This window comes from Sporolactobacillus sp. CQH2019 (assembly GCF_028765345.1).
Lineage (GTDB): Bacteria > Bacillota > Bacilli > Bacillales > Sporolactobacillaceae > Sporolactobacillus.
The window spans coordinates 19,746-44,820 of the sequence record NZ_JARAJZ010000012.1 but is presented as its reverse complement, the minus strand read 5'-3'; the positions used below and the strand labels follow the sequence as shown (position 1 = coordinate 44,820).

The 25,075-nt window shown below is 49.2% G+C and carries 22 protein-coding genes; 13 read left to right on the top strand and 9 right to left on the bottom strand.

From position 1 onward, the window contains the following. Positions 1 to 30: 30 nt before the first annotated feature. Positions 31 to 837: an undecaprenyl-diphosphate phosphatase gene (gene bacA / locus OYT88_RS16120; RefSeq protein WP_274401365.1), complete on the bottom strand. Its 807-nt coding sequence runs from the start codon at positions 835 to 837 to the stop codon at positions 31 to 33. 712 nt (positions 838 to 1,549) lie between these two features. Between bacA and argC the strand changes: the two genes are divergently transcribed. From argC to OYT88_RS16065, 11 genes are all read left to right on the top strand, one after another. Continuing rightward, entirely contained in the window at positions 1,550 to 2,587 is a 1,038-nt protein-coding gene (argC, locus tag OYT88_RS16115; RefSeq protein WP_274401443.1) for an N-acetyl-gamma-glutamyl-phosphate reductase, read from the top strand. A 22-nt stretch (positions 2,588 to 2,609) separates the two neighbouring features. Further along, a complete protein-coding gene (gene argJ, locus OYT88_RS16110; protein WP_274401442.1) occupies positions 2,610 to 3,827 on the top strand; it encodes a bifunctional ornithine acetyltransferase/N-acetylglutamate synthase in 1,218 nt (405 codons plus the stop codon). Positions 3,828 to 3,860: 33 nt separating this feature from the next. Next, on the top strand, positions 3,861 to 4,664 hold the full coding sequence (gene argB / locus OYT88_RS16105; RefSeq protein WP_274401364.1) for an acetylglutamate kinase: 804 nt from the start codon (positions 3,861 to 3,863) through the stop codon (positions 4,662 to 4,664). Beyond that, positions 4,657 to 5,850 (top strand): aspartate aminotransferase family protein, encoded by a 1,194-nt coding sequence (locus OYT88_RS16100; RefSeq protein WP_274401363.1) that lies wholly within the window; start codon positions 4,657 to 4,659, stop codon positions 5,848 to 5,850. The genes argB and OYT88_RS16100 overlap by 8 nt, the downstream gene beginning before the upstream one ends. A gap of 21 nt (positions 5,851 to 5,871) precedes the next feature. Then, positions 5,872 to 6,960, top strand: a complete 1,089-nt coding sequence (locus tag OYT88_RS16095) for a carbamoyl phosphate synthase small subunit (RefSeq protein WP_274401362.1) — start codon at positions 5,872 to 5,874, stop codon at positions 6,958 to 6,960. Next, complete coding sequence (gene carB / locus OYT88_RS16090; RefSeq protein WP_274401361.1) at positions 6,944 to 10,171, top strand: carbamoyl-phosphate synthase (glutamine-hydrolyzing) large subunit; 3,228 nt, start codon at positions 6,944 to 6,946, stop codon at positions 10,169 to 10,171. Before OYT88_RS16095 ends, carB begins: the two co-directional genes overlap by 17 nt. A 12-nt stretch (positions 10,172 to 10,183) precedes the next feature. Further along, the gene (argF, locus tag OYT88_RS16085; RefSeq protein WP_274401360.1) at positions 10,184 to 11,143 is read left to right on the top strand and encodes an ornithine carbamoyltransferase; all 960 of its coding nucleotides are present in this window, start codon (positions 10,184 to 10,186) and stop codon (positions 11,141 to 11,143) included. 50 nt (positions 11,144 to 11,193) lie between these two features. Then, on the top strand, positions 11,194 to 12,462 hold the full coding sequence (locus tag OYT88_RS16080; RefSeq protein ID WP_274401359.1) for an argininosuccinate synthase: 1,269 nt from the start codon (positions 11,194 to 11,196) through the stop codon (positions 12,460 to 12,462). Next, a complete protein-coding gene (gene argH, locus OYT88_RS16075) occupies positions 12,419 to 13,798 on the top strand; it encodes an argininosuccinate lyase (protein WP_274401358.1) in 1,380 nt (459 codons plus the stop codon). The genes OYT88_RS16080 and argH overlap by 44 nt, the downstream gene beginning before the upstream one ends. Positions 13,799 to 14,025: 227 nt before the next feature. Beyond that, positions 14,026 to 15,249 (top strand): multidrug effflux MFS transporter, encoded by a 1,224-nt coding sequence (locus OYT88_RS16070; RefSeq protein WP_443217533.1) that lies wholly within the window; start codon positions 14,026 to 14,028, stop codon positions 15,247 to 15,249. Between the two features lie 29 nt (positions 15,250 to 15,278). Next, positions 15,279 to 15,674 (top strand): hypothetical protein, encoded by a 396-nt coding sequence (locus OYT88_RS16065; protein ID WP_274401357.1) that lies wholly within the window; start codon positions 15,279 to 15,281, stop codon positions 15,672 to 15,674. Positions 15,675 to 16,110: 436 nt separating this feature from the next. Here the strand turns inward: OYT88_RS16065 and OYT88_RS16060 are convergent, their stop codons facing one another. From OYT88_RS16060 to OYT88_RS16040, 5 genes are read right to left on the bottom strand one after another with little or no spacing between them, the layout of a single operon-like run. Then, positions 16,111 to 16,953 carry a PTS system mannose/fructose/sorbose family transporter subunit IID gene (locus tag OYT88_RS16060; RefSeq protein ID WP_274401356.1) on the bottom strand — a complete coding sequence of 281 codons (843 nt, stop codon included), beginning with the start codon at positions 16,951 to 16,953 and terminating at the stop codon, positions 16,111 to 16,113. Between the two features lie 13 nt (positions 16,954 to 16,966). Beyond that, positions 16,967 to 17,779, bottom strand: a complete 813-nt coding sequence (locus OYT88_RS16055) for a PTS mannose/fructose/sorbose transporter subunit IIC (RefSeq protein ID WP_274401355.1) — start codon at positions 17,777 to 17,779, stop codon at positions 16,967 to 16,969. Positions 17,780 to 17,797: 18 nt separating this feature from the next. Beyond that, positions 17,798 to 18,289 (bottom strand): mannose/fructose/sorbose PTS transporter subunit IIB, encoded by a 492-nt coding sequence (locus OYT88_RS16050; RefSeq protein WP_274401354.1) that lies wholly within the window; start codon positions 18,287 to 18,289, stop codon positions 17,798 to 17,800. Further along, positions 18,289 to 18,711, bottom strand: a complete 423-nt coding sequence (locus OYT88_RS16045; RefSeq protein WP_274401353.1) for a PTS sugar transporter subunit IIA — start codon at positions 18,709 to 18,711, stop codon at positions 18,289 to 18,291. Before OYT88_RS16045 ends, OYT88_RS16050 begins: the two co-directional genes overlap by 1 nt. A gap of 26 nt (positions 18,712 to 18,737) precedes the next feature. Then, positions 18,738 to 19,535 carry an SDR family oxidoreductase gene (locus tag OYT88_RS16040; RefSeq protein WP_274401352.1) on the bottom strand — a complete coding sequence of 266 codons (798 nt, stop codon included), beginning with the start codon at positions 19,533 to 19,535 and terminating at the stop codon, positions 18,738 to 18,740. A 139-nt stretch (positions 19,536 to 19,674) separates the two neighbouring features. Between OYT88_RS16040 and OYT88_RS16035 the strand changes: the two genes are divergently transcribed. Beyond that, positions 19,675 to 20,640 (top strand): sugar-binding transcriptional regulator, encoded by a 966-nt coding sequence (locus OYT88_RS16035; protein ID WP_274401351.1) that lies wholly within the window; start codon positions 19,675 to 19,677, stop codon positions 20,638 to 20,640. Positions 20,641 to 20,739: 99 nt separating this feature from the next. Further along, positions 20,740 to 21,993, top strand: a complete 1,254-nt coding sequence (locus OYT88_RS16030) for a zinc-binding dehydrogenase (RefSeq protein ID WP_274401350.1) — start codon at positions 20,740 to 20,742, stop codon at positions 21,991 to 21,993. A 1,163-nt stretch (positions 21,994 to 23,156) separates the two neighbouring features. Here OYT88_RS16030 and OYT88_RS16025 read toward each other — a convergent pair. The 3 genes from OYT88_RS16025 to OYT88_RS16015 form a co-directional block, all read right to left on the bottom strand. Further along, positions 23,157 to 23,687 (bottom strand): YceI family protein, encoded by a 531-nt coding sequence (locus tag OYT88_RS16025; protein ID WP_274401349.1) that lies wholly within the window; start codon positions 23,685 to 23,687, stop codon positions 23,157 to 23,159. A gap of 391 nt (positions 23,688 to 24,078) precedes the next feature. Further along, the gene (locus OYT88_RS16020; protein WP_274401348.1) at positions 24,079 to 24,495 is read right to left on the bottom strand and encodes an Rrf2 family transcriptional regulator; all 417 of its coding nucleotides are present in this window, start codon (positions 24,493 to 24,495) and stop codon (positions 24,079 to 24,081) included. A 322-nt stretch (positions 24,496 to 24,817) separates the two neighbouring features. Beyond that, on the bottom strand, positions 24,818 to 25,015 hold the full coding sequence (locus OYT88_RS16015; RefSeq protein WP_274401347.1) for a hypothetical protein: 198 nt from the start codon (positions 25,013 to 25,015) through the stop codon (positions 24,818 to 24,820). Positions 25,016 to 25,075 lie beyond the last annotated feature (60 nt).

Genomic DNA, 25,075 nt, shown 5'->3' with positions numbered 1-25,075 from the left:
TTCCATTTAGAAAAACGATATCTGTTCGTCTCAGGCGGCGATCAGGTAGACAGCAAAGACTGCCGCAATGATGAAACGGTAGACCGCAAACGGGACGAGTGTATAGCGCCTCAATAATTTCATGAAGAAAACGATGGCAAACATTGCCACGACAAAAGCGGTGATGAATCCAACGACAAAGAGCGGCATATCGCTTATCCTAAGGAAAGGAAGGCTTTTGTAAAAATCATAGCCGCTTGCGCCGAACATCATCGGAACAGCGAGGATGAATGAGAATTCGGCAGATGTTTTACGATCGGCTCCGGCAATAATGCCACCGGCAATGGTCGACCCGGAACGGGAAAAACCGGGCCAAAGAGAAAGACATTGAAAAAGGCCGATTGTAAATGCCTGAAAATAAGACATCTGATCGAGAGAACGGCTTTCATTACGGTGAGCCAGGCGCTCTGCAAAAATCATCAGGATACCGCCGGCGACAAGGCCGATAACCACATAGAAGGGCGAGAACAGGACGTTTTTAATAAAATCACGCGTCAGGAAGCCGATAATGCCAGCGGGAATCGCTGCGATAATTATATGCAGCAGGTTAAGATGACTGGGTCCTGCCGCCCGTTCGTTTCTGTAAAATCCAAATAAGCTCCACAGTCTTTTCCAATAAAGGACAACCACAGCCATGATGGACCCAAGCTGAATAATGACTTCGAATGTTTTGGCGGTGTTGCTTGTAAAATGCATTAAAGATCCGGCAAGAATCAGGTGGCCGGTTGAAGATACGGGTGCAAATTCGGTCAGCCCTTCTATTGCGCCCATAATGATGCCGATAATAATCTGAGTCAAAAAATTCACCAACCTTGAGCTAATGTTTTTTAGTAACAGTACATTAGCCCATATTATAGCATAATCCGATATGGCCTAAGTTTATGAGAGCATTAAAGTTTGATGAGAAATGACAGGCTGTTTTTGAAATAATAATAGATTGAGTGAGGTATCAGCATTTGTGTCGCACGAGGAGAAAAAAATAATTGTTCAAAAGGGTTGACTTATCTCATGGGCAATGTATAATGAATAACACACAAGCCAGAATGAATGGAAAAATTCTTCACGAAAATAGAAAACCGATGAGAAAGAGAGTAATAGTTTGAAGCTGCTCAAGCAAACCGGGAGGATGGGAGCCGGTGCAGCCGATCACTGTGAACCGCACTTTTTAGGTGACGGCCTGAAATCAGGAGTAGGGCCGGCCGGGTAGCTCCCGTTACAGAGAACCAAAGCAGATTTCTTGCGAAGCGTGCTGTGTTGTGCTCGAAAGTCGAAGCGCACCGGGAGCATCTTCTTCGGGAATAATCAGAGTGGTACCGCGGGTAATGTGAACAACGCTCGTCTCTTTTAACAGTAAAAGAGGCGGGCGTTTTTAAATGTCTTGAGATGAAAAAAGCCGGGGAAGGCTGTTAAAAAATTTTTTACAGCAGTCTTCATCTCTCTGAAGCGTCAGCTTATTAAATGAAGAGTGAAAAAAGCGAATGTTCTTAAACTGGAGGCTATTCAGGTGAAAGTGAAAGCAGGCATTGTCGGTGCAAACGGTTATAGCGGAATCGAATTGATCCGGCTGCTCATCAACCATCCTCTGGTCGAAGCGGAGATGCTTGTCTCCCATTCGACGCAAGGTTCCGAGATTCAGCAGCTCTATCCTCATTTAACGGATCTCCTGGACAGGAGGCTGGAGGATTTTGATGCAGATGAGCTCGCAAGGCGTACGGATGTTGTCTTTTTTGCCACGCCGGCGGGCGTCAGCAAGGACCTGCTTCCGAAATGCCTGGAACAAGGCCTGATCTGTATTGACTTATCCGGTGATTTTCGACTGAAAGATCCGGCAGCTTATGAGAAGTGGTATCGTCAGGCACCGGCAGATCCCGCACTCCTTGCCACGGCAGTCTACGGTCTTTCGGAAATTAACCGGAAGCAGATAGAGGGGGCCAGGCTGATTGCCAATCCCGGCTGTTATCCGACTGCGGCTCTGCTTGGGCTGGCTCCCGCCGTCAAAGACGGAGCGATCGATCTGAGTTCGATTATTATTGACGGAAAATCGGGCGTATCGGGATCGGGGAAAAGTGCGGTACCGGGCAACCTTTACAGTGAGGTCAACGAAAGTGTGAAAGCCTACAAGCTCGGAACGCACAAGCACACGCCGGAAATTGAGCAGGCTATTGCGGCAATGAGCGGGGAAAAAGAAAGCCTCACGTTCACGACGCATCTCATTCCGATGACGCGGGGACTGATGTGTACCGTCTATGCCACACTGGCCAAAGGCTATTCGACAAAAGAATTTCTTGAAATGTATGAGCGGTTTTATGCCAGATCGCCTTTTGTCAGAATCCGGCCGCTCGGCCACTGGCCGTCGACCAAAGAAGTGGCGGGTTCCAATTATTGCGATATCGGACTGAATGTAGACGGCCGCTCAAGGCGCCTGATCATTGTTTCCGTGATCGACAACGTGGTCAAGGGCGCCGCGGGGCAGGCTGTCCAGAACTTAAATATTATTAAGGGATGGGACGAAAAGACCGGGCTTGCCCTCGCCCCGATCTATCCGTGAGAGGAAGAGAAAAGTGGAAAATATGATTGAGCAGTGTACAGAACTGAAAGAAATAGAGGGCGGCAGCGTCGGATCGCCGAAAGGGTTTATCAGCGGCGGACAAAACATAGGCATGAGAAAGAGCAGGCCGGATATGGGCTGGATTTTTTCGGAGAAGCCTGCTGCTGCGGCGGGCGTTTATACGACGAACCTTTTTCAGGCGGCACCGCTGGTTGTGACTAAGGCGAGCATTGCGGAAAAACAGACCCTGCAGGCGATTGTCGTTAACACGGTCAGTGCGAATTCATGCACCGGCAAAGAGGGATTGGAAAATGCCTATACCACCAGAAAATGGGCGGCGGATCGTCTGAAGATTCCGGAACATGCCGTTGCCGTCGCCTCAACGGGCGTGATCGGACTGCAGCTGCCGATGGATAAAATACGGCGGGGCATTGAAAATATTTTTCTGGAGAGATCGGCGGCGCCGTTTGAACAGGCCATATTAACGACGGATACGAAGACGAAACACCTGGCCGTACAGTGCGCGATCGACGGTAAGACGGTCACCATCGGCGGCGCATGCAAAGGATCAGGCATGATTCGTCCGAATATGGCGACGATGCTTGCTTTTGTTACAACGGACGCGGCGGTTGATCCGGTTGATCTGAAGGCGGCACTGAAGACGGTGGCGGATCGGACGTTCAACCGGATTACGGTAGACGGGGACACCAGTACGAACGACATGGTACTGGTTATGGCAAACGGCATGGCCGAAAATAAAAAGCTGACGGCAAAGCATCCGGATTGGCCGCTTTTTCTCTCGGGTCTGCAGACGGTCTGCCGGGGCCTGGCAAAATATATTGCCGCTGACGGAGAAGGCGCAACCAAACTGATTGAAGTGCAGGTGAGCGGCGCCAAGGATGAGAAAACGGCCGAAGCGATCAGTAAAACCATCGTCGGATCGAGCCTCGTCAAGACGGCCGTCTTCGGCAGCGATGCCAACTGGGGCCGGATGATCTGCGCGATCGGCTACAGCGGCGCGTCTTTTGATCCGGGAAAAGTATCGCTGGCGCTCGGCGATACGCTCATGTTTGCAGACGGCCGGCCTGTTCCCTTTGATGAAGACAGGGCCAGAGACTATCTTGACGGAGACAGTATCGTAATCAAGGTGAATCTCGGCGAGGGCAACGGCGAAGCCGTTGCCTGGGGATGCGATCTGACCTATAACTACGTGAAAATCAATGCGTCTTACCGTTCATAAACCCGCTCGGCATTATTTTAATGGAGGCACACAATGGACCGTTATCTGATTATTAAATGCGGAGGAAGCGTTTTTGATAAGCTGACGCCGGCATTTTTTAAAAGTATCCGGAAAATTAAAGAAGACGGAATGTGGTCGCCGGTGATCGTTCACGGAGGCGGCCCGGCCATTTCGCAAATGCTGAAAAGGCTCTCGATTGCTACTGCTTTTCATCAGGGACTGCGCGTGACGACTCAGGAGGTTCTGGACGTAGCCGAGATGGTGCTGAGCGGGACAATGAACAAAAAAATGGTTTCCAATCTTTGCGCCGCGGGCGGCAGGGCCGTCGGCCTGAGCGGGATCGACGCCCGCCTGTTTACGGCGGAACCGATTGACCTGGAGCAGCTGGGCTATGTCGGCAGGATCGTTTCGGTTGAGCCGTCGGTGATTACGTGCCTGTGCGGGCAGGGGTTCATACCCGTCATTTCACCGGTTTCGATGGATTCGAAAGGGCAGCACTACAATATCAATGCCGATCAGGCAGCGTCCGCTATTGCCGGTGCGCTGAACGGCAGGCTCTGCTTTGTCAGCGACGTTCCGGGAATCCTGATCGAACAGGACGGGAAGCTGAAACGGCTCGAGCAGGTTTCCGATCGGCAGATTGCCCGATTGATCGCTGCGAAAAAGATCAGCGGCGGCATGATACCGAAAGTCACGGCGGCGGTAGCCGGTCTGAAGCAGCATGTCCCGGAGGTTGTAATTATCAACGGAATGAAACCGGAATGCCTCATTGATTACACGAAGGGCGCCCGGGTCGGAACAAAAATTTTTCTGGAAGAGGAGGCTCTCCATGCTTAATACAAAATCAGCTGAAAAAGTTTTCCCGGTGATGTCGGCTTACGGGCGTTTCCCGATAACCATTGTCAAAGGAAAAGGCAGTTATGTCTGGGATGATACAGGGAAGAAATATCTCGATTACACGGCAGGAATCGCCGTACTGGCACTCGGCCATGTCCCCGATGCGGTCGAAGCGGTCCTGAAGAAGCAGCTGGATACCCTTTGGCACTGCTCAAATCTTTTTCATATTGCGTCCCAGGAAAAGCTGGCTGCGATGCTGGCTGATCTCTCATGCTGCGATCAAGTCTTTTTCTGCAACAGCGGAGCGGAAGCCAACGAAGCTGCGATCAAGCTGGCCCGCCGCTATGCGCATCTGATCAAGCATAAGGAAAACGGACATATTGTTACATTTGAACATTCTTTTCACGGCCGGACAATAGCGACGCTGACAGCAACGGCCCAGAAAAAAATTCAGGACGGATTCGGCCCGCTTGTTCCCGGATTCCGCTATCTGCCCTTCAATAGTGAAGAAGCCGTTCAGGCAATTGCCGAAGATTCGGATTGCATCGCCGTCATGCTGGAAATGATTCAGGGCGAAGGCGGTGTCCTGCCTGCCGACAAGCCATGGATTGAGGCACTTGCCAAAGTATGCGGTGAAAAAGGCATTCTGCTCATCGTTGATGAAGTTCAGACAGGCATCGGCCGGACGGGTACGCTGTTTGCCTATGAACAGTACGGCATTGAGCCGGACATCGTCACGGTGGCGAAAGCGCTCGGCTCAGGCATCCCGATCGGAGCGGTCCTTGCCAAGAAAGCCGTCTCGCAAGTGTTCACTCCGGGCACACATGGGTCGACTTTCGGCGGCAATCCGTTTGCGACGGCAGCGGGTGTGGCGACGCTCGAAACTTTTAAAAAGCAGAATGTACTGGAACAATGCCGAAAAAACGCAGCCAGTCTGACAGAAAAATTGAATGGGCTTAAGAAAAAGTATCCCGGTGCCATTAAAGAGGTCCGCGGAAAAGGGCTGCTGATCGGTGTGGAAACTTTTGCACCGGCCATCGAATGGGTCAATCAGCTGAGAGAAGAGCATCGCGTTCTTGTCCTGACTGCCGGAAAAAATGTACTGCGCGTTCTGCCGCCGCTCGTTACAAACGAAGCTGAAATCGGTTATTTTACAGAGGCACTGGATAAAGTTCTGGGAAATTAAGAAAAAGGGGGCGTGATGACGATGGAAAAAGGCTATCTGCTTCTGGAGTCCGGCGACTTGTTCACAGGCCTGCGCGTCGGCGAGCATACTTCAGTTTCAGGCGAAATTGTTTTCAATACAAGCATGACCGGATACCAGGAAATCATGACCGATCCCTCCTATGCAGGGCAGATCATGACGTTCTGCTACCCGCTGATCGGCAATTACGGCGTTAATCCGTACGACAGCGAGCACGGCCGTATCCATATGCAAGGTGCCGTTTTCAGCAACCTCTGCTCCTTCCCCAGCCACTATCAGTCGATAAAAACCGTTGATGAATGGCTGAAACAGTCCGGGGTGCCGGGACTCGCCGGGATCGATACGCGGGCTGTTGTAAAAAAGGTGCGAAAAAGCGGCACGATGAAGGCGATCATCAGCAGCGTGCCTGAAGCCGCCGATGATGAATGGAAAAAGCCCCTTCCCCGGAATGTTGTCGAACGTGTCTCAACGAAACAGATAAAAGTCTACGAAGGGGCCGGACCGCATGTCGTTCTGATCGACTACGGATATAAAAAATCAATGCGGACCGCACTGACCGGCGCCGGCTGCAAAGTTACGGTCGTTCCTTATAACACGTCGTACGAAACCGTTTCGGCCCTTCATCCGGATGGTGTGATGCTCAGCAACGGCCCGGGAGACCCGCTTCAGCTCCAGCCCCTGTTTGGCGAGCTGAAGAAAATTACGTCCGCGTATCCGACGCTGGGCATCTGCCTCGGACATCAGCTGATCGCCCTTGCTTACGGCGCGAAAACGGGAAAGCTGCTGTTCGGGCACCGCGGGGCCAACCATCCGGTCCGTGAAACCATGACCGGAAAAGTGTGGATCACCTCACAGAATCACAGTTATGTCGTAAAGAAAGACAGCATCGACAGCCGCACTTTTATCATTACTTATCTGAATGTCAACGATGGTTCGGTTGAAGGACTGCGACATAAAACGCTTCCGATTGAAACTGTTCAGTTCCATCCGGAAGCACATCCCGGCCCGCTGGATACGCATCCCGTATTTCAGCGGTTCATTGAAAAGATTAAACAAAGCAAGGGTGAAGCGACTCATGCCGTTACGTACTGATATTAAAAAAGTGCTTGTGATCGGTTCGGGACCGATCGTCATCGGCCAGGCGGCTGAATTCGACTATGCCGGCACGCAGGCCTGTCTGGCTTTGAAGGAGGAAGGTATCGAGGTTGTCCTGATCAATAACAATCCTGCAACAATTATGACGGATGATCAGATTGCCGATCGGACCTACATCGAACCGCTGACTCTGCCGGTCATTGAAAAGATCATTGCGAGAGAGCGGCCCGACGGCCTGATCGGTACACTCGGCGGACAGACCGGTCTGAACCTTGCCGTTTCTCTTCATGAAAAAGGTATTCTTGCCAAATACGGTGTTGAATTGCTGGGTACGTCGGTCGCATCGATTCAGCACGGCGAAGACCGGGAATTATTTAAAAAACTGATGCTCGCCATTCATGAACCGATTCCCGAATCGAGCATTATCCGCTCCTATGAAGACGGGCTGGCGTTCGTACAGGAGATCGGTTACCCGGTGATTATCCGTCCCGCCTACACGCTCGGCGGTTCGGGAGGCGGATTTGCCTACTGTGAACAGGATCTGGATCTGGTGCTGCACAGAGGGCTGAGTCTAAGCCCGATACATGAAGTGCTGATCGAAAAGAGCATAAAGGGCTGGAAAGAAATTGAATATGAAGTGATGCGCGACGCGAATGATACTTGCATCATCGTCTGCAATATGGAAAATGTCGATCCAGTCGGCGTGCATACCGGCGACAGTATTGTCGTCGCCCCTTCGCAGACGCTGTCGGATGTACAGTACCAGATGCTGCGCAACGCTTCGCTGAAAATCATCCGTGCTCTGAAGATCGTCGGCGGCTGCAATATCCAGTTTGCCCTTAATCCCGATTCCGACGAATATGCGATTATCGAAGTCAACCCGCGGGTCAGCCGGTCATCGGCGCTGGCGTCGAAAGCGACCGGCTATCCCATAGCCCGGGTTGCTGCAAAATGTGCGGCCGGTTTTCATCTTGATGAAATTCTCAATCCGATTACAGGAACGACCTATGCTTCGTTTGAACCGGCCATTGATTACATCGTCGTAAAGATCCCCCGTTTTCCGTTCGACAAGTTTACGGAGGCAAGCCGCAGCCTCGGAACGCAGATGAAGGCGACGGGTGAAGTAATGGCGATCGACCGGACATTCGAAGGTGCGCTGAATAAAGGGATCCGTTCACTGGAACTGGAATTCAGCGGGCTGGATAATCCCGGGCTGCATGATCAGCCGGACAGCGTCCTCGAAGAATCTCTGCGTCAGGCGACCGATCTGCGGCTGTTTGCGATCGCCGAACTGTTCCGGCGCGGACGGACGGTTGCAAAAATAAACGATCTCACGAAAATTGATCCATGGTTTTTGAACGCCGTGAAAGGCCTGATCGATTTTGAAACAAAAATCAGTCGGCTTTCATGGCCGGATCTCAGCAATGAGCTCCTTATTCAGGCTAAGAAGATCAACATCGGCGATGCGCGGCTTGCCGAGCTGTGCGGGGTCAAGGCGGAGGACGTACGGGAAAAAAGAGAGTCGATCGGCCTCGTTCCGTCCTATAAGCTTGTGGATACGTGCGCCGGAGAATTTGAAGCACAGACGCCTTATTATTATTCCTCCTGGACGGGCGAAGACGAGGCGGCGGTCGACGGCAGAAAGAAGATCCTGATTGTCGGCTCGGGGCCGATACGGATCGGGCAGGGCATTGAGTTTGATTATTGTTCGGTTCAGGCGACGCTCGCCGTCAGGAAGAAGGGCTATCAGGCGATTGTTGTCAATAATAATCCGGAAACAGTCAGTACGGATTATTCTGTTGCCGACCGGCTTTATTTTGAACCTCTGGCTGTGGAAGACATTCTGAACGTAGCGGAAAAAGAACATGTCCAGGGGGCACTTGTCCAGTTCGGCGGACAGACGGCCGTCAATGTTGCCCGATCTCTTGAAAAGGCGGGGATCCCAATCCTGGGCACGCCTGCCGACGGCATCGATGAACTTGAAGATCGGGAAGCATTCTATGCGCTGCTCGCTGAACTCGGCATACCGCATATCAAGGGATTAACCGTCGACCGGCTTGAGGATCTGCCGGCGGCCGGCGATACGCTCGGCTACCCGATCCTTGTGCGTCCGTCGTTTGTCATCGGCGGCCAATCGATGTTTCTTTTCTATCGTTCCGAGGAGCTGCAGGCTTACATCCGTGCCGACCGGCATCTGGGCCCGCAGTCCTTCCCGCTTCTTGTCGACCGCTACATGCCGGGAACCGAGTGCGAAGTCGATGCAATCAGTGACGGCGGACACGTCACAATCCCTGGCATCTTTGAACATGTGGAACGGGCGGGCGTTCATTCCGGAGACAGCGTCGCCGTGTTCCCGTCGCCCACCCTGCCGGCCGCGGTCAAGAAGGAAATCGCGGCGGACACGGAAAAAATTTGCCTGCGGATCGGTGTGAAAGGCCTGATTAACATTCAGTTCGTGGTCGTCGGCAGCACAGTTTATGTCCTGGAAGTGAATCCGCGCGCCTCGCGGACCGTGCCGATTGTCAGCAAGGTGACCGGCATCCCGATGGTGGAAAAGGCTGTCGGCATTCAGCTCGGCGAACGTCTGGCGGATCAGGGGCTTGTTTTCGGCTACTGCCGGGATCCCGGATTTTACGCCGTCAAAGCGCCCGTATTCTCTTTTGCAAAACTGAATGGGGTCGATCCCGTGCTCGGACCGGAAATGAAGTCAACCGGGGAACGGCTCGGAATGGGAAATACAGTTTATGAAGCCTTCGAAAAAGCATTTTTTCTCGGAAAACCGAACCTGTTTGCCGGGCCCGGCCGGAGAGATGCCGTACTTTGGTCGGTGGCGGAAAGGCAGAGAGAAGAAAGCGTGCCGGTCGTCAGGCGGCTCGCCGCGAAGGGATTCAGGATTATTGCGACCGGGGATACGGCCAATTACTATCGGAACCGGGGCGTCGGGGTCCTGAAACTGGAGAAGGGGTGCGAGGCGGTCCGCCGCCTTTTCGCAAGCGGAAAAACGGCCGCTTTTCTGAACATACCGACGGCAGGCCGCAACGTCCATTCATTCGGCTTCCGAATGAGGGCGCTTGCCCTCCGCTATCGGATTCCCCTTTATACGTGTCTCGACACCGTTGCCGAGGCGCTCAGCGCAGCCGGCACATCTTCTTCAGGTACCGTTCACACGCTGGACGAATACCGCGACCTGACCTATACGACTAACTGAGGAGTGACAAACATGGTTAATGATTGTACGATTTCTACACTGAAAGGCAGGGACTTTCTGACAATCGCCGAGTTTACAACAGAAGAAATTCATACGTTCCTGCAACAGGCGCTTGACATGAAGCAGCTGCAGAAAAAAAATATTTCCCATCCTTATTTAAAAGGCAAGACACTGGCCATGATTTTTGAAAAGTCGTCGACTCGGACACGGGTTTCATTTGAAGCCGGCATGTATCAGCTGGGCGGTTCGGCGCTTTTTCTCAGCAGCCGGGACATCCAGATCGGCCGCGGCGAGCCGATCCCGGACACGGCAAGGGTGCTCTCCCGCTATGTGGACGGCATCATGATCCGCACGTTTGCACATCAAAAAGTGGAAGAACTGGCCCGCTATGCCGATGTGCCGGTGATCAACGGACTGACCGATACTCATCATCCGACTCAGGTGCTTGCCGATCTGCTGACTGTTTATGAACATAAGGGGACGCTGAAGGGGCTGAAGGCCTGCTTCATCGGCGACGGCTATAACAATATGGCTCATTCTCTTCTTGAAGGTGCCGCCGCTGTCGGCATGGATATGACGGTTGCCAGCCCGGAAGGCTACGAACCGGACAAAACGATTTTTGCCGCGGCAAAAGAACGCGGGGCGGAAAACAGCTGTAAAATCAGTTTTACTCATTCTCCTCAGCAGGCGGCGCAAGATGCCGATGTTGTCATTACCGACGTCTGGGCGAGCATGGGCGAAGAAGCGGAAAAGGAAAAACGGCTGCATGATTTCAACGGTTTTCAGGTGAACGAAGACTTGGCCCGCCTGGCAAAGAACGATTATCTTTTTCTTCACTGTCTGCCGGCTCATCGCGGCGAAGAAGTAGCGGCCGGTATTATCGACGGACCGCATTCCGTGGTTTTCGACGAAGCAGAAAATCGGCTGCATGCGCATAAAGCGATTATGAAGTGTCTGATGGAAGGCAATTGAGAACCATTATAAATAAATTTTTCAATCATAATAAAGGGGAGGATTTTATAATGGCTAAAGAAAAAATAGTATTGGCGTATTCAGGCGGTCTCGATACTTCGGTATGCATTAAATGGCTCCAGGACAAATATAACTACGATGTTGTCGCCCTGAGCATCAATGTCGGCGAGGGCAAGGACCTGGCGATGGTGAAACAGAAGGCGCTTGACGTCGGAGCGATCAAATCCTATATCGTTGATGCGGAAGATCTGCTTGCGGAAGGCTATCTCGCCCCGGCGCTGAAGGCGAACGCACTTTACGAGGGTGTTTATCCGATCTCTTCCGGGCTGTCGCGGCCGCTGATTGCCAAGCTGCTTGTCGATGTCGCCCACAAGGAAGGCGCGATTGCCGTCGCCCACGGCTGCACCGGCAAGGGAAACGACCAGGTCCGTTTTGAAGTGTCAATTCAGGCTCTTGATCCGTCGCTCAAGGTTGTCGCTCCGGTTCGTGAATGGGGGATGACCCGTGACGAAGAAATCAAGTATGCGGAAAAGAACAATATACCGATCCCGATTGATCTGGACAATCCATTTTCCATTGACGCCAATATCTGGGGCCGGGCATGCGAAGCCGGCGTTCTGGAAAATCCATGGAACGAAGCGCCGGAAGCCGCTTTTGAATGGACCTGCCCGATTGAAAAAACACCCGATACACCCGAATACATCGAGATCGCTTTTGAAAAGGGCATTCCCGTTGCTTTGAACGGCGAGGCGATTTCTTTTACGGACATCATCAAGAAGCTGAATAAACTGGGCGGGCTGCACGGCATCGGACGGATCGACCACGTGGAAAATCGGCTCGTCGGCATCAAGTCGCGCGAAGTATATGAAAATCCGGCGGCATTGATTCTGATCCATGCCCACCAGGCACTGGAAACGATCACACTGACTAAAGAGGTATCGAAGTTCAAGCCGCTGATTGATAAGGAAGTCTCACAGGTCATCTATGACGGCCTCTGGTATTCGCCGCTAAGAGAAGCGCTGTCGGCATTTGTTGATAATACGCAGCAGGTTGTTTCCGGAAAGGTGCGTGTCAAGCTGTTCAAGGGCAATGACTTTGTCGTCGGCCGCACGTCGGATCAGAGCCTGTATAACGAGAAACTGGCGACCTACACGAAGGGCGATGCATTCGACCACAACGCGGCCGTCGGCTTTATCAAACTGTGGGGGCTGCCGACGAAAGTCAATGCCGAAGTGCACAAGAACGATAGCGAAACGAGCGAAACGGAGGCAGATCATGGCGAAGCTATGGGGCGGCCGGTTTACGAAGTCAACAAATAAATGGGTTGACGAATACACTTCGTCGATTGCTTATGATAAGGAATTGGCGGAGGAAGATATCGAGGGGAGCCTTGCCCATGTAAAAATGCTGGGTGAATGCGGCATTGTCTCCCGGGAAGAATCGGAGACGATTCAAAAGGGACTTCACGCAATCCTGGAAAAGGTGAAGAAAGGTGAAGCGGCTTTTTCCATTGATCAGGAAGACGTCCATATGAATATTGAAAAGATGCTGATCGATGAAATCGGAGCAGTCGGGGGCAAGCTGCATACCGGCCGAAGCCGCAACGATCAGGTAGCGACCGATATGCATCTTTATATGCGGAATAAAACGAAAGAACTGATCGGACTTCTGGAAAATGTCCAGTCCGCACTGCTTGAGCAGGCAAAACAAAACGTGGATACCATCCTTCCGGGCTATACGCATCTGCAAAGGGCGCAGCCGGTATCGTTTGCCCACCATTTGCTGGCCTATTTCTGGATGTTCGAGCGCGACAAAAGCCGGCTTGCGGACAGCCTGAAGCGGATCAATGTGCTTCCGCTCGGCGCCGGGGCGCTTGCCGGAACCACGTTCCCGATCAATCGCCGCCGGGTGGCCGAACTGCTCGATTTTGACGATATTTATCCGAACAGCATGGATGCCGTCAGCGACCGTGATTTCGTTGTTGAAGCTTTGGCCGATTGTTCGCTGATCATGGTCCATCTGTCGCGCCTTTCCGAAGAAATGGTGCTGTGGAGCAGCCAGGAATTTCAATTTATCGAACTGGATGATGCGTTCTGCACCGGTTCCAGCATCATGCCGCAGAAAAAGAATCCGGATGTCTGCGAGCTGCTGCGCGGAAAAACGGGACGCGTATTCGGCCACCTGATCGGCCTGCTCACGGTTCTAAAGGGACTGCCGCTCGCCTATAACAAGGATATGCAGGAAGATAAAGAAGGCATTTTCGATACGGTCCGGACGATCAGCGGCGCGCTGCAATTGCTGGAACCGATCCTGAAAACGATGACAGTCAGAAAGGAGCGGATGCGCCGCACGGTTGAGAAGGACTATTCCAACGCAACGGATATCGCCGACTATCTGGCCAAAAAAGGCCTGCCGTTCCGGGAAGCTCACGCCATTACCGGGAAAATGGTTCTCTACGCGATTGAACAGGGCAAATATCTGCTTGAACTCGGCATGGACGACTACAAGCGGTTCAGCCCGTTGTTTGAAGAAGATATTTTCGAAGCGCTGAAGCCGGAAAATGTGATGCGTGCCCGCGAAAGCGAAGGCGGCACCGCCCCGCATCAGGTTGAAAAGCAGATCAAACTGGCCGAACAGAAATTAAATCAGGCCTGACTGAAAAGCCGGAATCGTTTCCGGATGATAAATGAAAGGGACCTTCCTATAAGAATCAATCTGTTCGAAAGCTTTCGATCCTTCATTTTAGTATCGGGGCTTTTTTTCTGCTATGATAGGTTATATCCTGTCGGGATTGAAGACCGTTTTCGGGGCGGCGGCTGAATACGCCGTCCTTTGATCGGCTGTCGGATGGAAGGACTGAATGAAATTTGCAGGAGACGGCACTGAATCATGCAGAAGAAAAAACAAGGCTTAAAAAAACGGCGGGAGGAAAGCATCTCTGGCTGGTCGTTATTTTAGGAGCGCTCAGTGCGTTCGGCCCGTTGTCAATGGATATGTATCTGCCCTCTTTGCCATTTCTGACTAAAGATCTGCAGACGACGACATCGCTCGCTCAAATGAGCATTACCTCCTGCCTGATCGGACTCGCAATCGGCCAGATGGTTATCGGTCCTTTAAGCGACAGTCACGGACGCCGGGGTCCGCTGCTGGCCGGACTGATTCTGTTTACCGTGACATCCTTTTTATGCGTCATGATCACTTCGATCGGCTGGCTCATTTTTCTGCGCTTTGTGCAGGGGCTTGCGGGATCCGCCGGCCTTGTCATCTCGAGAGCGATCGCGCGTGATTATTATTCCGGAACGGCACTGACCAAATTTTTCTCGATGCTGATGGCGGTGAACGGGATTTTTCCGATTTTGTCTCCGATTGCGGGCGGTTTTATCCTGCGTTTTACTTCGTGGCACGGTGTCTTTGTTGTTCTCGGAGTGATCGGGTTTATTCTTTTCCTCGGGGCCTTGTTCGGTTTGCCCGAATCGCTGCCGTCCGCTGAACGGGTCAGCGGCGGAATGGCCGGCTCTTTTGCGGCAATCGGCCGGCTGTGCCGCGACGGGCAGTTTATAAGCTACGCCGCCGTTCAGGGATTGATCACGGGGGCGATGTTCTGCTATATTGCCGGATCTTCATTTGTCCTGCAGGATCAATTCCATGTTTCATCGTTAGGTTTCAGTCTGTTTTTTGCAATAAATGGCTTTGGTATCGTCATGATGTCGCAGCTGGCCGGGGCTCTGGCCGGAAGAGTGGACGAACGGAAAATTCTGCGGACAGGCACACTGATTGCAGCATTTGGCAGTATTGCCTTATTTGGCAGTCTGCTGCTCCGTCCCGCTCAGCTTTTCGCTGTCATGATTCCGCTTTTCTTTATTGTCTCGATGGTCGGGCTTGTGAACTCGACGGCTTTTTCAATGGCCATGCAGGGTCAGGGAAAAGCGGCCGGGAGTGCCTCGGCGATCCTCGGACTGGGCATGAATACAATCGGTGCGCTGCTTTCGCCGCTGGTCGGATTGGGCGGCAGCCAGACTTATTTTCCGATGGCGCTTTTAATCGCTCTTTGCGATGTAGGCGGATTTCTTGTATATCTGCTGTTTATTGGAAGAAGAACGGCCTGAACGGTCGAAAGACAAGGGAAGTCATTCAGTTGAAAAAATTTTTTATCGATTTGTATCAGATCCGTCCGAGCCAGCTATTTCTAGATCAGGACAAAGTCGACCGCTTAAAGGATTCGTTTGATCCGCTCAATATCAGAGGAAATATGCCGCTTCCGATTAGAAGGAACGGCGGTGAGTTTTATTTTGCGGACGGACACGCCCGGGCTTTTCTATATGATCTGAATAAAATTTCTCTGATTCCCGTTTTCCTGGACGAAGACGATTCGGATGCAGATTTGTATCAAATCCGCCTGAAGTGGTGCAGAGAGCAGGGGATCGTGTTTATCAGCGACCTGAAAGAGCGGATTCTCCCGCACGGACAATTTGAAACTCGCTGGACCAGGCGCTGCCGGGATGAAGCCGAATCTTTGGAAAAGCGGCTGTAATTTTATTCGCGGGATGAAATGTCTCCGAAAAACAGGTCTGAAACCGGCAATCATTCAGGCGATCTGTATCGCCGCACCGCGATGGAGTTCGTTCAGGTGATGGAGTTCGTTCAATAGTAAGAACAGGATAAAACAAGGTTGCCTGAATAATGAGACAGCCCTGTTTTTGGGTAAAGATAGGATACGTGTTTGATCAATCATCGACAGAAAACGCTGCTTTTACACAACTTTTGATAACACTCACAGAGAGAACCCTACACGAAAATTAAAACAATATTTTATACATGCCGATGCCAATGAGTATTAAGCCAAAGAGAATATAGACATAATCACGTTTTCCTTTCCTTGCTTTCATAAGAAAACCTAGTGAAAGTATCAACACACCGCCTACAAGAGCAATGATTTGATCGGTCATTTATATCAACCCTAATCTATTTTACTTTAAGAAACCGAGCCAATATCCGACGATGCCTAAACCGAATAATCCGAAAATCAAGATGATTGGATTAACCTTCTTCCGAAGAAGATACACCATCAGCAGCGTTAGACCGAGCGCAGGCAGTCCGGGCATCAGTTGGTTAAGAATGTCCTGCACCGTTGTTGTAGCCGCTTTCGTTTTGGAAATGACCAGCGGAATATTGATTGTTGTCCATTTTGTCACCAGGACACCCATCACAAACAGTCCTAATACTGTAGCCCCTTCAGTCAGTTTGGGCAGAAGATTACCGCTCAGGTCCTTTATCAGGGACAAACCACGATGGTAACCGTAAGTCAGGCCATACCATTTTAAAGCAAGCCGGATGATGTTAAAACCGAAGAAGAAAATAATTGGGCCGAGCCAGGATCCGCGCAATGCTAAAGTGGCGCCCAATGCCGCTAAGATGGGGCGAAGTGTTCCCCACATCAAGGGATCGCCGACACCGCATAAGGGGCCCATCAGGCCGACTTTTAAACTTTGAATCATTTTCGTATCAATTTTTTCTCCGTTGGCACGTCCCTGTTCAAGAGCTGCCGTCACACCTACAACGGGCCCGCATAATCCGGGGGTGACATTGAAGAACGTTAAATGACGCTTTAGTGCGGCAACCTGATCTTTTTTATTCTTATAAACACGTTTGATGATTGGAATCATATCGACACAAAATGCCAGCCCGTGAATCGTTTCAAAGTTAAAAGATGCCTGTTGGAAATTTTCGAAAATAAATGTTTTAAATAAGTCACCTTTGGTCACTTTAACGGGTTTTTGATCTGAAGTTGTCACCGCTTTATTTTCACTCATCTTTTTCATCTCCTTAATCGTCTAATTCGTCTTCTGGTAATTCCTCATCTGAAATCGCTCCGGCGTTTGCAGCAGCTAAAGAAGCTGAAGGTTTAGAGAATTTCGGATTAAGCTCTATATAAACGATGGCTACAATTAAACCGACAACTCCCCATGAGAGCAGGCTCAATTTCAAATAACCGCCGAGAATAAAACCAAGATAGAAGAATGGCATTAAATATTTAACACTCATCATGTTCAAAACCATTGCATATCCAACGACGACGATAAATCCGCCGGCGACCGCTAAACCACCGGTTACAACTTCCGGCAAAGCATTTAACATATTCTGAATCATTGTGGGATTAACAAATATGGCAACCAGGGTCGTTGGGATGGAGACACGCAGTGCCTGCACAAATAGAGCAGAGAAATGCAATGCCACTATGGCTGTAAAATTGGCTTTTTCAGCTTCTCTATTTGCTGCATGTTGAAAGGCAATGGTGATCGATCGGGCGATAACGGTTAAAACCTGTCCTGCGGCAGCTACAGGTAAAGCAATGGCAATACCTTTCGCAATACTCTGACTGCCTACGATAACCAAAATCGTTGAGATTGTACTGGCTAAAGCTGAGTCCGGAGATTGGGCGGCGCCGATGTTCATCCAGCCTAAGGCAATTAATTCAAGTGTACCTCCTAAAATAATACCGGTTATCGGATCTCCAAGAATTAAACCGGTTATTGTACAAGCAATTAAGGGCCGGTGGGTTTGAAACTCATCAAGAACGCTTCCGGCGCCGACAATTGACGACCATAGAAAAATAAGGATAACTTGAATAATCGACATTTTCTATTCTCCTCTTTTCTATTCTTGGAATTTCTCCTTTATTTTTTCCAGAATATCAGTGTGCGGATCCGTTTTCACAACGCGAAGATCTAATTCTACACCTAATTCGTTTAATCTTTTAAAAGCCTCCGCTTCTTCCTTATCGATAAAGACAGCTTTATTGATTTGCTTCTTTCCCTCACGGAATTGCATTCCGCCGATGTTTAAATAGTTTAATGGTATTCCGCCTTCAACAAGTTTCAGGACTTCCATCGGATTAGTAAATAAATAGAAAATCTTATCATTTGCGTATTTAGGATTTTTGAAGACGGCAATCGCTTTCGGCACATCGACTATATTCACTTTGATACCCGGAGGTGCTGCTTGCTTTAAAAGAGTCTTTCTGATCGGGTCATGAAATACGTCTTCACTTACAATAATGATGCGATCGACATCTGAGCCCTTCGCCCATACAGTTGTTACCTGTCCGTGAATGAGACGGTCATCAATCCTTGCTAAATTGATAATCATTAAAAGTCACCTTCATCCGGTTGTTTCTGTAATTCTTTACTGAGTGCGCGTGTATAAGCGGGAGATGCCTGTATAATGTGCTCTACGGTTTCAGAGACAGTCCCTTTGTCCGCGGCTTGTGCCAGTTCCAGACAAATAGGAAGGGACATTCCTGCAATTACATCTTTAACTTTGCCCTTCATTGCTAAAGCCGCGGATACGTTATAAGGAGTGCCGCAAAACAGATCTGTGACGACGAGTGTACGATCGCTGGAAAGGCTATGATCGTCAATGGTTTTTTCGATTTTCTTCGAGAGGTCGGTAAGCCCTTCTCCCGGCTTAAAAGACAAAGGATAGAAACTTGGAGATTCACCAAAAATCATTTCAACAGCATTTTTCATAGCTATGCCGGTAGTGCCGTGGCCCACTAAAATAAAATCCATCATATTGTCCCTCCCATGTTTGGAAATCAGCCTCTGGATTTACCTCCTGCCACGTTGGTCGTGACGCCTGTTATATAGCCGGCCCGATCTGAAAGAAAAAATGCAACTAAATTGGCGACTTCAGATAATTTGCCGCTTCTTCCGAGCGGGGTCGTTGTGGTGCTGCTATATCCCCTGCGGAGCTGGTCAACGGTTATATTGCGTGTATAAGCCAATGCTTCTTCATATGAAGGAGTTCTTAACCCGGTTGCTTCAAGAATACCGGGTGCTACACCTACAACCCGGATATTATTTTTTCCGAGTTCTTTGGCCCATGACCGTGTGAAACCGTTGATTGCTCCCTTAGTCGCAGAGTATGCGCTTTGTCCGACGGAGCCTTCCAGGCCTGCTTCGGAAGACATATTAACGATGACGCCCCTTCTCTGTTTTGTCAGATAACGTAAAACGGCTTGAGTCGTAAGAAAGACTCCCTGTACATTCACGGAGAACATTTTTTGCAAATCTGTTAAAGAAAGTTCGTACTTACCGCTTTGATTTTTTGTATCTACGACTAAGCGAGGAAGATTAATACCTGCATTGTTAACAAGACCATCGATGTGACCAAAATGGGAGACTGCCGTTTCAACCATATGATTGACCGATTCTGAATCCGTGACATCCGTTTGAACGAATAGAAGATTATCGTTAAAATAAGAGCCCTCTCTTAGATCAGCGTTGACTACTTTGGCCCCATCCTGAATAAGTTCTTGAACAACCGCATGACCAATGCCTGAAGATCCGCCCGTTACAATGAAAACACCCTCTTCAATACCCAACCAGCTCAAAGAAAACACCTCTCATTTGTGATTACCAGCAAGTGATCACCTTCACTTGCTATAATATAACGCATGTATACGTTTGCAATATGTATATTATAAAACGCACATTTGTGATATATTATTTATGGTAAAGGGGGTGGAGGCTATGAGGCCTTCCGCAGACAAAATAAACAGCTTAATTAAAGCGTCAGAACTTTATTATTTACATCATCTCAATCAGAATCAAATATCCGACGTGATGCATGTTCATAGAACCGAGATCAGCCGCATGTTGAAGGAGGCAAAGAAGCTGGGGATTGTTAAGATTAGCGTAGATACAACTTTCGGTTCAGCCAAAAATATGTCGAAGTTTTTTGAACGGGCGTTTGATTTGAAGACCGCCTTGGTTGTCCCGGATGATCAGGCCGGATCATACAAAGAAGGTTTAGACACGCTGGGACTTTATGCAGATTCCTTTCTTCACTCTTTGATTAAAAGCAATACGACCATCGGATTATCATGGGGACAGTCTTTGGCGGCAGTCGTTGATAAGTTTCAGCAGGATGTATTTCCAAAAAATATAACGGTTATTCCCTTGATTGGAGGGCCGCGAGGATCGCTGCCGGCCCCATATCATGCCAATTCTATTGTCCATCGCTTAGCATCAAAAATTACAGATGCCATTCCTTATTCTTTAGACACGCCCGCTTTAATCAAAAGTAAAGAATTAAAAGATGAGCTTTTAGACAATCCGAATGTAGAAAAAGTCATAAGCATGTGGCCGGATTTGGATGTTGCCATTTTCGGCATTGGCAGCAGGGAATCTTCAGGAAACAAATCGTGGCAGCAATTTTACAAAGAAACGTCTTTTGCGAGCGGACTGGGAAAGATGGCTGCCGGAGATATTTTATCTCAACCTTTTACGGCGGAGGGGAAAATTCTTAAATTGCCGGAGATCAATATCATTGGTATGTCACTGGATCAGTTGAGGAAAATCGATCGCCGGATTGGAATAGCGGCTGGAAAGCAGAAAGCCGGAGGCATCCTCGGCGCATTGCGGTCCGGCCTGGTTACGGATCTTATTACAACTTATTCAACGGCTCTGGAAATTAAAAGTATCTCACAAATGTGAATATTGATGATGGCATCTTGATTTTTTGCATTAACACCGTATATTATAAAAATGTAAAAAACCAGCAGGCCACCTATCACAAATGTGAGGAGAATAAATATGGAAAGTATCGGCCTAAAATTACATGGTAAGAAAGATCTTCGTGTTGAGAGCTTTGATTTACCTGACATTAAAGAGGACGAGATTCTGGCGACTGTTGTCAGCGATACGATGTGCATGTCCTCGTGGAAATTGGCCATGGAAGGGGAGGATCATAAGAAAACTCCCGATCATTTAGCTGAAGATCCTGTATTGATCGGTCATGAATTTTCCGGAAAAATATTGAAGGTTGGCAAGAGATGGATCGATCAGTTTCATGAAGGCGAAAATTATGTCATTCAGCCAAACTTAGCAAGAGACGATACACCTTTCGTGCCGGGCTATTCTTATCCCTATATAGGGGGCGACGCAACAGCGATTATCATTCCGCCCGAAGTAATAGAACTCAATTGTCTCATTCCATTTCATGGACAGGCTTATTATGAAGGATCATTATGTGAACCCCTTAGCTGCGTTATCGCTGCATTTAATGCTCAATTTCATTTGATTCCGCATACGTATGATCATGAGATGGGAATTAAAAGAAACGGTAATTGCTTAATCCTCGGCGGTACGGGTCCTATGGGCCTGCTTGCCATTGATTATGCACTGCACTCCGACCGAAAACCCGAACATCTTGTAGTCACGGATATTAGCCAGGAAAAACTGGATAGGGCCAAAAAGCTATACCCGTCGGATGAAGTAAACGTGCATTTTGTTAACGTTAATGGGCTGAGTATCGAAGAACAAAAAGCTGGGCTTAAACAACTTGTCGGCGGAAATGGTTATGATGATATCCTTTGTATGATTAGCGTTTCTCCTTTAGTTACTATGGCGGGAGAACTGTTAAATGCCGACGGATGCCTGAACCAATTTGCCGGTCCGATGAAGAAAGATTTTTCCGCTCATTTAAATTTCTACAACGTGCATTATAACTTTACCCACGTTACCGGTACTTCAGGCGGCAATGCAAAAAATGAGGCGGAGGCCGCTCAGTTAATCGCAGAGAGACGAGTGAATGTTGCCAAAGTCATTACCCATGTACTAGGCCTGGATGCGGCGGCTGAAACTACGATGAGTCAGCCTGATATAGGCGGGGGCAAGAAGTTAACGTATACTCATAAGAAGTTCAGTAGAATTGAACTGGAAAAAGTTGATCCGAAATCTCCTTTGGGTGAAATTCTGGAAAAGCATGACGGCCTTTGGTCTCCGGAGGCCGAAAGATGGATCCTCGATCATGAACCTGATATGACTGAACAGGATACTGTAAATTAATATATTTTACGGTCATAAAAGAGTTAAAGACGGCAGAAATTGACTGATGATTTTTCGGGGGGGAACTGTCCATCTGTCTGATCATTTGGTTCATTATTCCATGGTCAACCTGTCCGTAACTCAAAAATTCACAATCTGTTCCTGCGCAGAAAGAGAGCGGTACTTTCTGCGCTTTTTTAAGTAGATATATTTCACAAATAAGGATATAAAAAAATAAAATGGAATCCGCTCATCCGTCATTAAATGGGCAGCGGATGAAATAAACGAAGAATTCTGATCAGACGAGTTCACAAATTTGTGTTCTCTCTTTTTATTTTTAGGGGTTTCTATTAAAAATAAGTTTTTTCTATGATTAATGAATAATAGGCTGGAAATCGGTCTGAATCGTTAATATATCTTTATGGACGGCACTTTTTCTTAACGCCGTTTTTTATAAAAGAAAAAACGGGGAGGGGATCCGAACGTAAAAAAAAGATAGGCCTGGAGACTTAGTAAAAATTAATTCTTGAAACGGGTCAAATTCGCTCGTTCTATTGCTAAAATATAGCATGAAAAATAAATTCAGGGGTCCTGCTGTCTTTCATTGCCGGTGCCGCCGGCAATTACTTTGCCCGCCCGCATGTGCATGTGGCGCTCTTAAACGTCACACCCGGCTTTGCGGTGTTCGGCATCATTGTCAGCGTCGGCATCAGCGTGGTTGCCGGACTTGCGCCGTCGGCCAAGGCAGCCAATCTGGACCCGGTCGAATCCCTGCGCCGATATGAATGATGCATTCGTAAAATGATTGCGCCGCATGCCCGTTCGGAACGCAAATCCGGAATACGGAAGCTTCCCGATCGTTTCACGGTTTTTGTCTTTATGCGGACACAAATATTATTTTCCCCGGACAGTGCTTTTCACGATGTGCACGCCTGCTTTGAATGAATCGACGGCCGTTTTCCGTTTTAAATACGGAAGTCCGGTTTTTCTTCGATAACTTGTGCACACTGCTTCTTCTGAAAAAGATCGGCCGAATGGCTCAAGTACGGGATGGATCAATTCTTATAAAAGGAAACAGGGCGTCTCGCAGCCGGAAAACCAGTCTGTGAGACGCCCTGTTTTGAAAAAAGGTCCAAAATCGAAGCCTTGTTGCCTTAATAAATTCTAAAATCAGGCCTTATTGATCAGGCAGCCGGATTCTGAGTGATCTCGACGTCGACGTTAACCTTGATCTTGTTGCCGACAACCAGGCTGCCGTTAGCCAGTGCCTGGCTCCAGGTCAGTTTGAAATCGCGGCGGTCAAATGAGAACGCCAGGCTGGCGCCGCTCCGCTTCAGACCGTACGGATCGTCGACCGGCGCGCCGACTTCTGCATCGAATGAAATCGGTTTGGTAACATCCTTAATGGTCAGATTGCCTTCAACTGTGTATTCTTCATCGTCTTTTTTGGTTACCGATGTAGAGACAAAATGAATTTCCGGGAACTTTTCGACATCAAAGAAATCGGCGCTTTTCAGATGATTGTCACGATCCTCATTTCTTGTTTCAATGCTTGCTGCATCGATCTTGGCATCAATAGCCGTGATGGTCCCGTTGTCGTCGGTTGTCACGGTACCCGATGTGGTCTGAAAATTGCCTCTGACGTTTGAGAGTCCCATGTGTTTCACTGAAAATGATGTTTCTGTGTGTGCGCTGTCGATTGTCCAGTTTGTCAATTAAATCCTCTCCTTTTAAATCCAATAGTTTATTTGATGAACGCGTCCCGTATTCGTTCAATCGGGTTTTCCGGAACCGGGCCGGGCATCCCTCATGCGGATTCCGGGACAACGGTAAAACACTTATGAACTTACTCGGTTTCCAGCTTTGCCAATGACTGCCGCCGCATCATCCTCGTTTGTCCCTGCGAATGGACGGGCGGCCGGTCACTGCCGTTGTATCATGTCCCGTCCGTTTGTCAAGGGCAAGCCTGGCGGCCGATCAATGTCCGGGCCGGATCTTCCGGCCGTTTCAGATCTTTGAAATTCCCGGGCCGGCTCCAATGATAGGCCCATTCCTACACCTCCTTTCAATCTGTAACTGAATCTGTTACAAGATTTCGAAACTGAATCATTTTTCCGGAAAAAGATGATCCAGTACATCTTGAATGTTTTGGCTGGCCAGTTTTTTCTCAAGCGCCATCTGGGCTCCGTGAAATGCTTCTTCAAGCACTGCATTAATACGTTTTCCAACCGGACAATAGGGATTGGGATTTTCGTGAACGGCAAAAAGCTCGTTGTCCGGTTCAACAGCCCGATAAACGCGAAGCAGAGAAATCTGTGCCGGAGGTGATGCCAAGGCTGCACCGGCCTTTCCGGCCGAGGTACGAATCAGATTCGCCTTTCGCAGCATGCCCAGGATCCGCCGAATGACAACCGGGTTGGTATTGACGCTGGACGCAATATAATCCGAAGCGAGATCATCATGGGGCTTTGAGGCAATCAGTGCCAGAATGTGAATTGCGACGGCGACCCGTGAATTAATCAATTCCCTCACCACCTGTAACTATTTTAATTACAAGATTAATAAATGTCAACACTTTGTCAAATTTATTTTTTTGAAATTCGAGTATCCCTTCAGTTCATTGTCCTTCTGTGCCGTCAATTGACGATCGGCTCTTCCTGGAACCGTCGATTTTTTGAAAAACGGAGAGTGTTAGTGTTTACACGATTAATAAACTTCTGCAACAGTCGATAAACTCCTGTCGCGGTTGATACACCGCGTATACCTGCCGACGACCGATAAACTCCCTGTAATGACCGTTAAATCAGGCACGACGACCGAAAAACTGCTGCTAACGGTCGATAAATCAGGCGTAACGACCGAAGAACTGCCTGCGATGACCGATAAAACCAGTGACGACCGAAAAGCTTTGCCTCACGACCGATAAACCGGACATAACGACCGATACCGGGCATACAGCGACCGAAAAACTGCTCGGAATGACCGATACCGTCGCCCGGGACCGGCAATCGGCAGCAAATCGATGACAAACCGGGAACAACAATCGCTATATCTCCAGCCGCGGGGTTAATCAATCAATCGGGGACGAGCTTGCTGTTCTAAA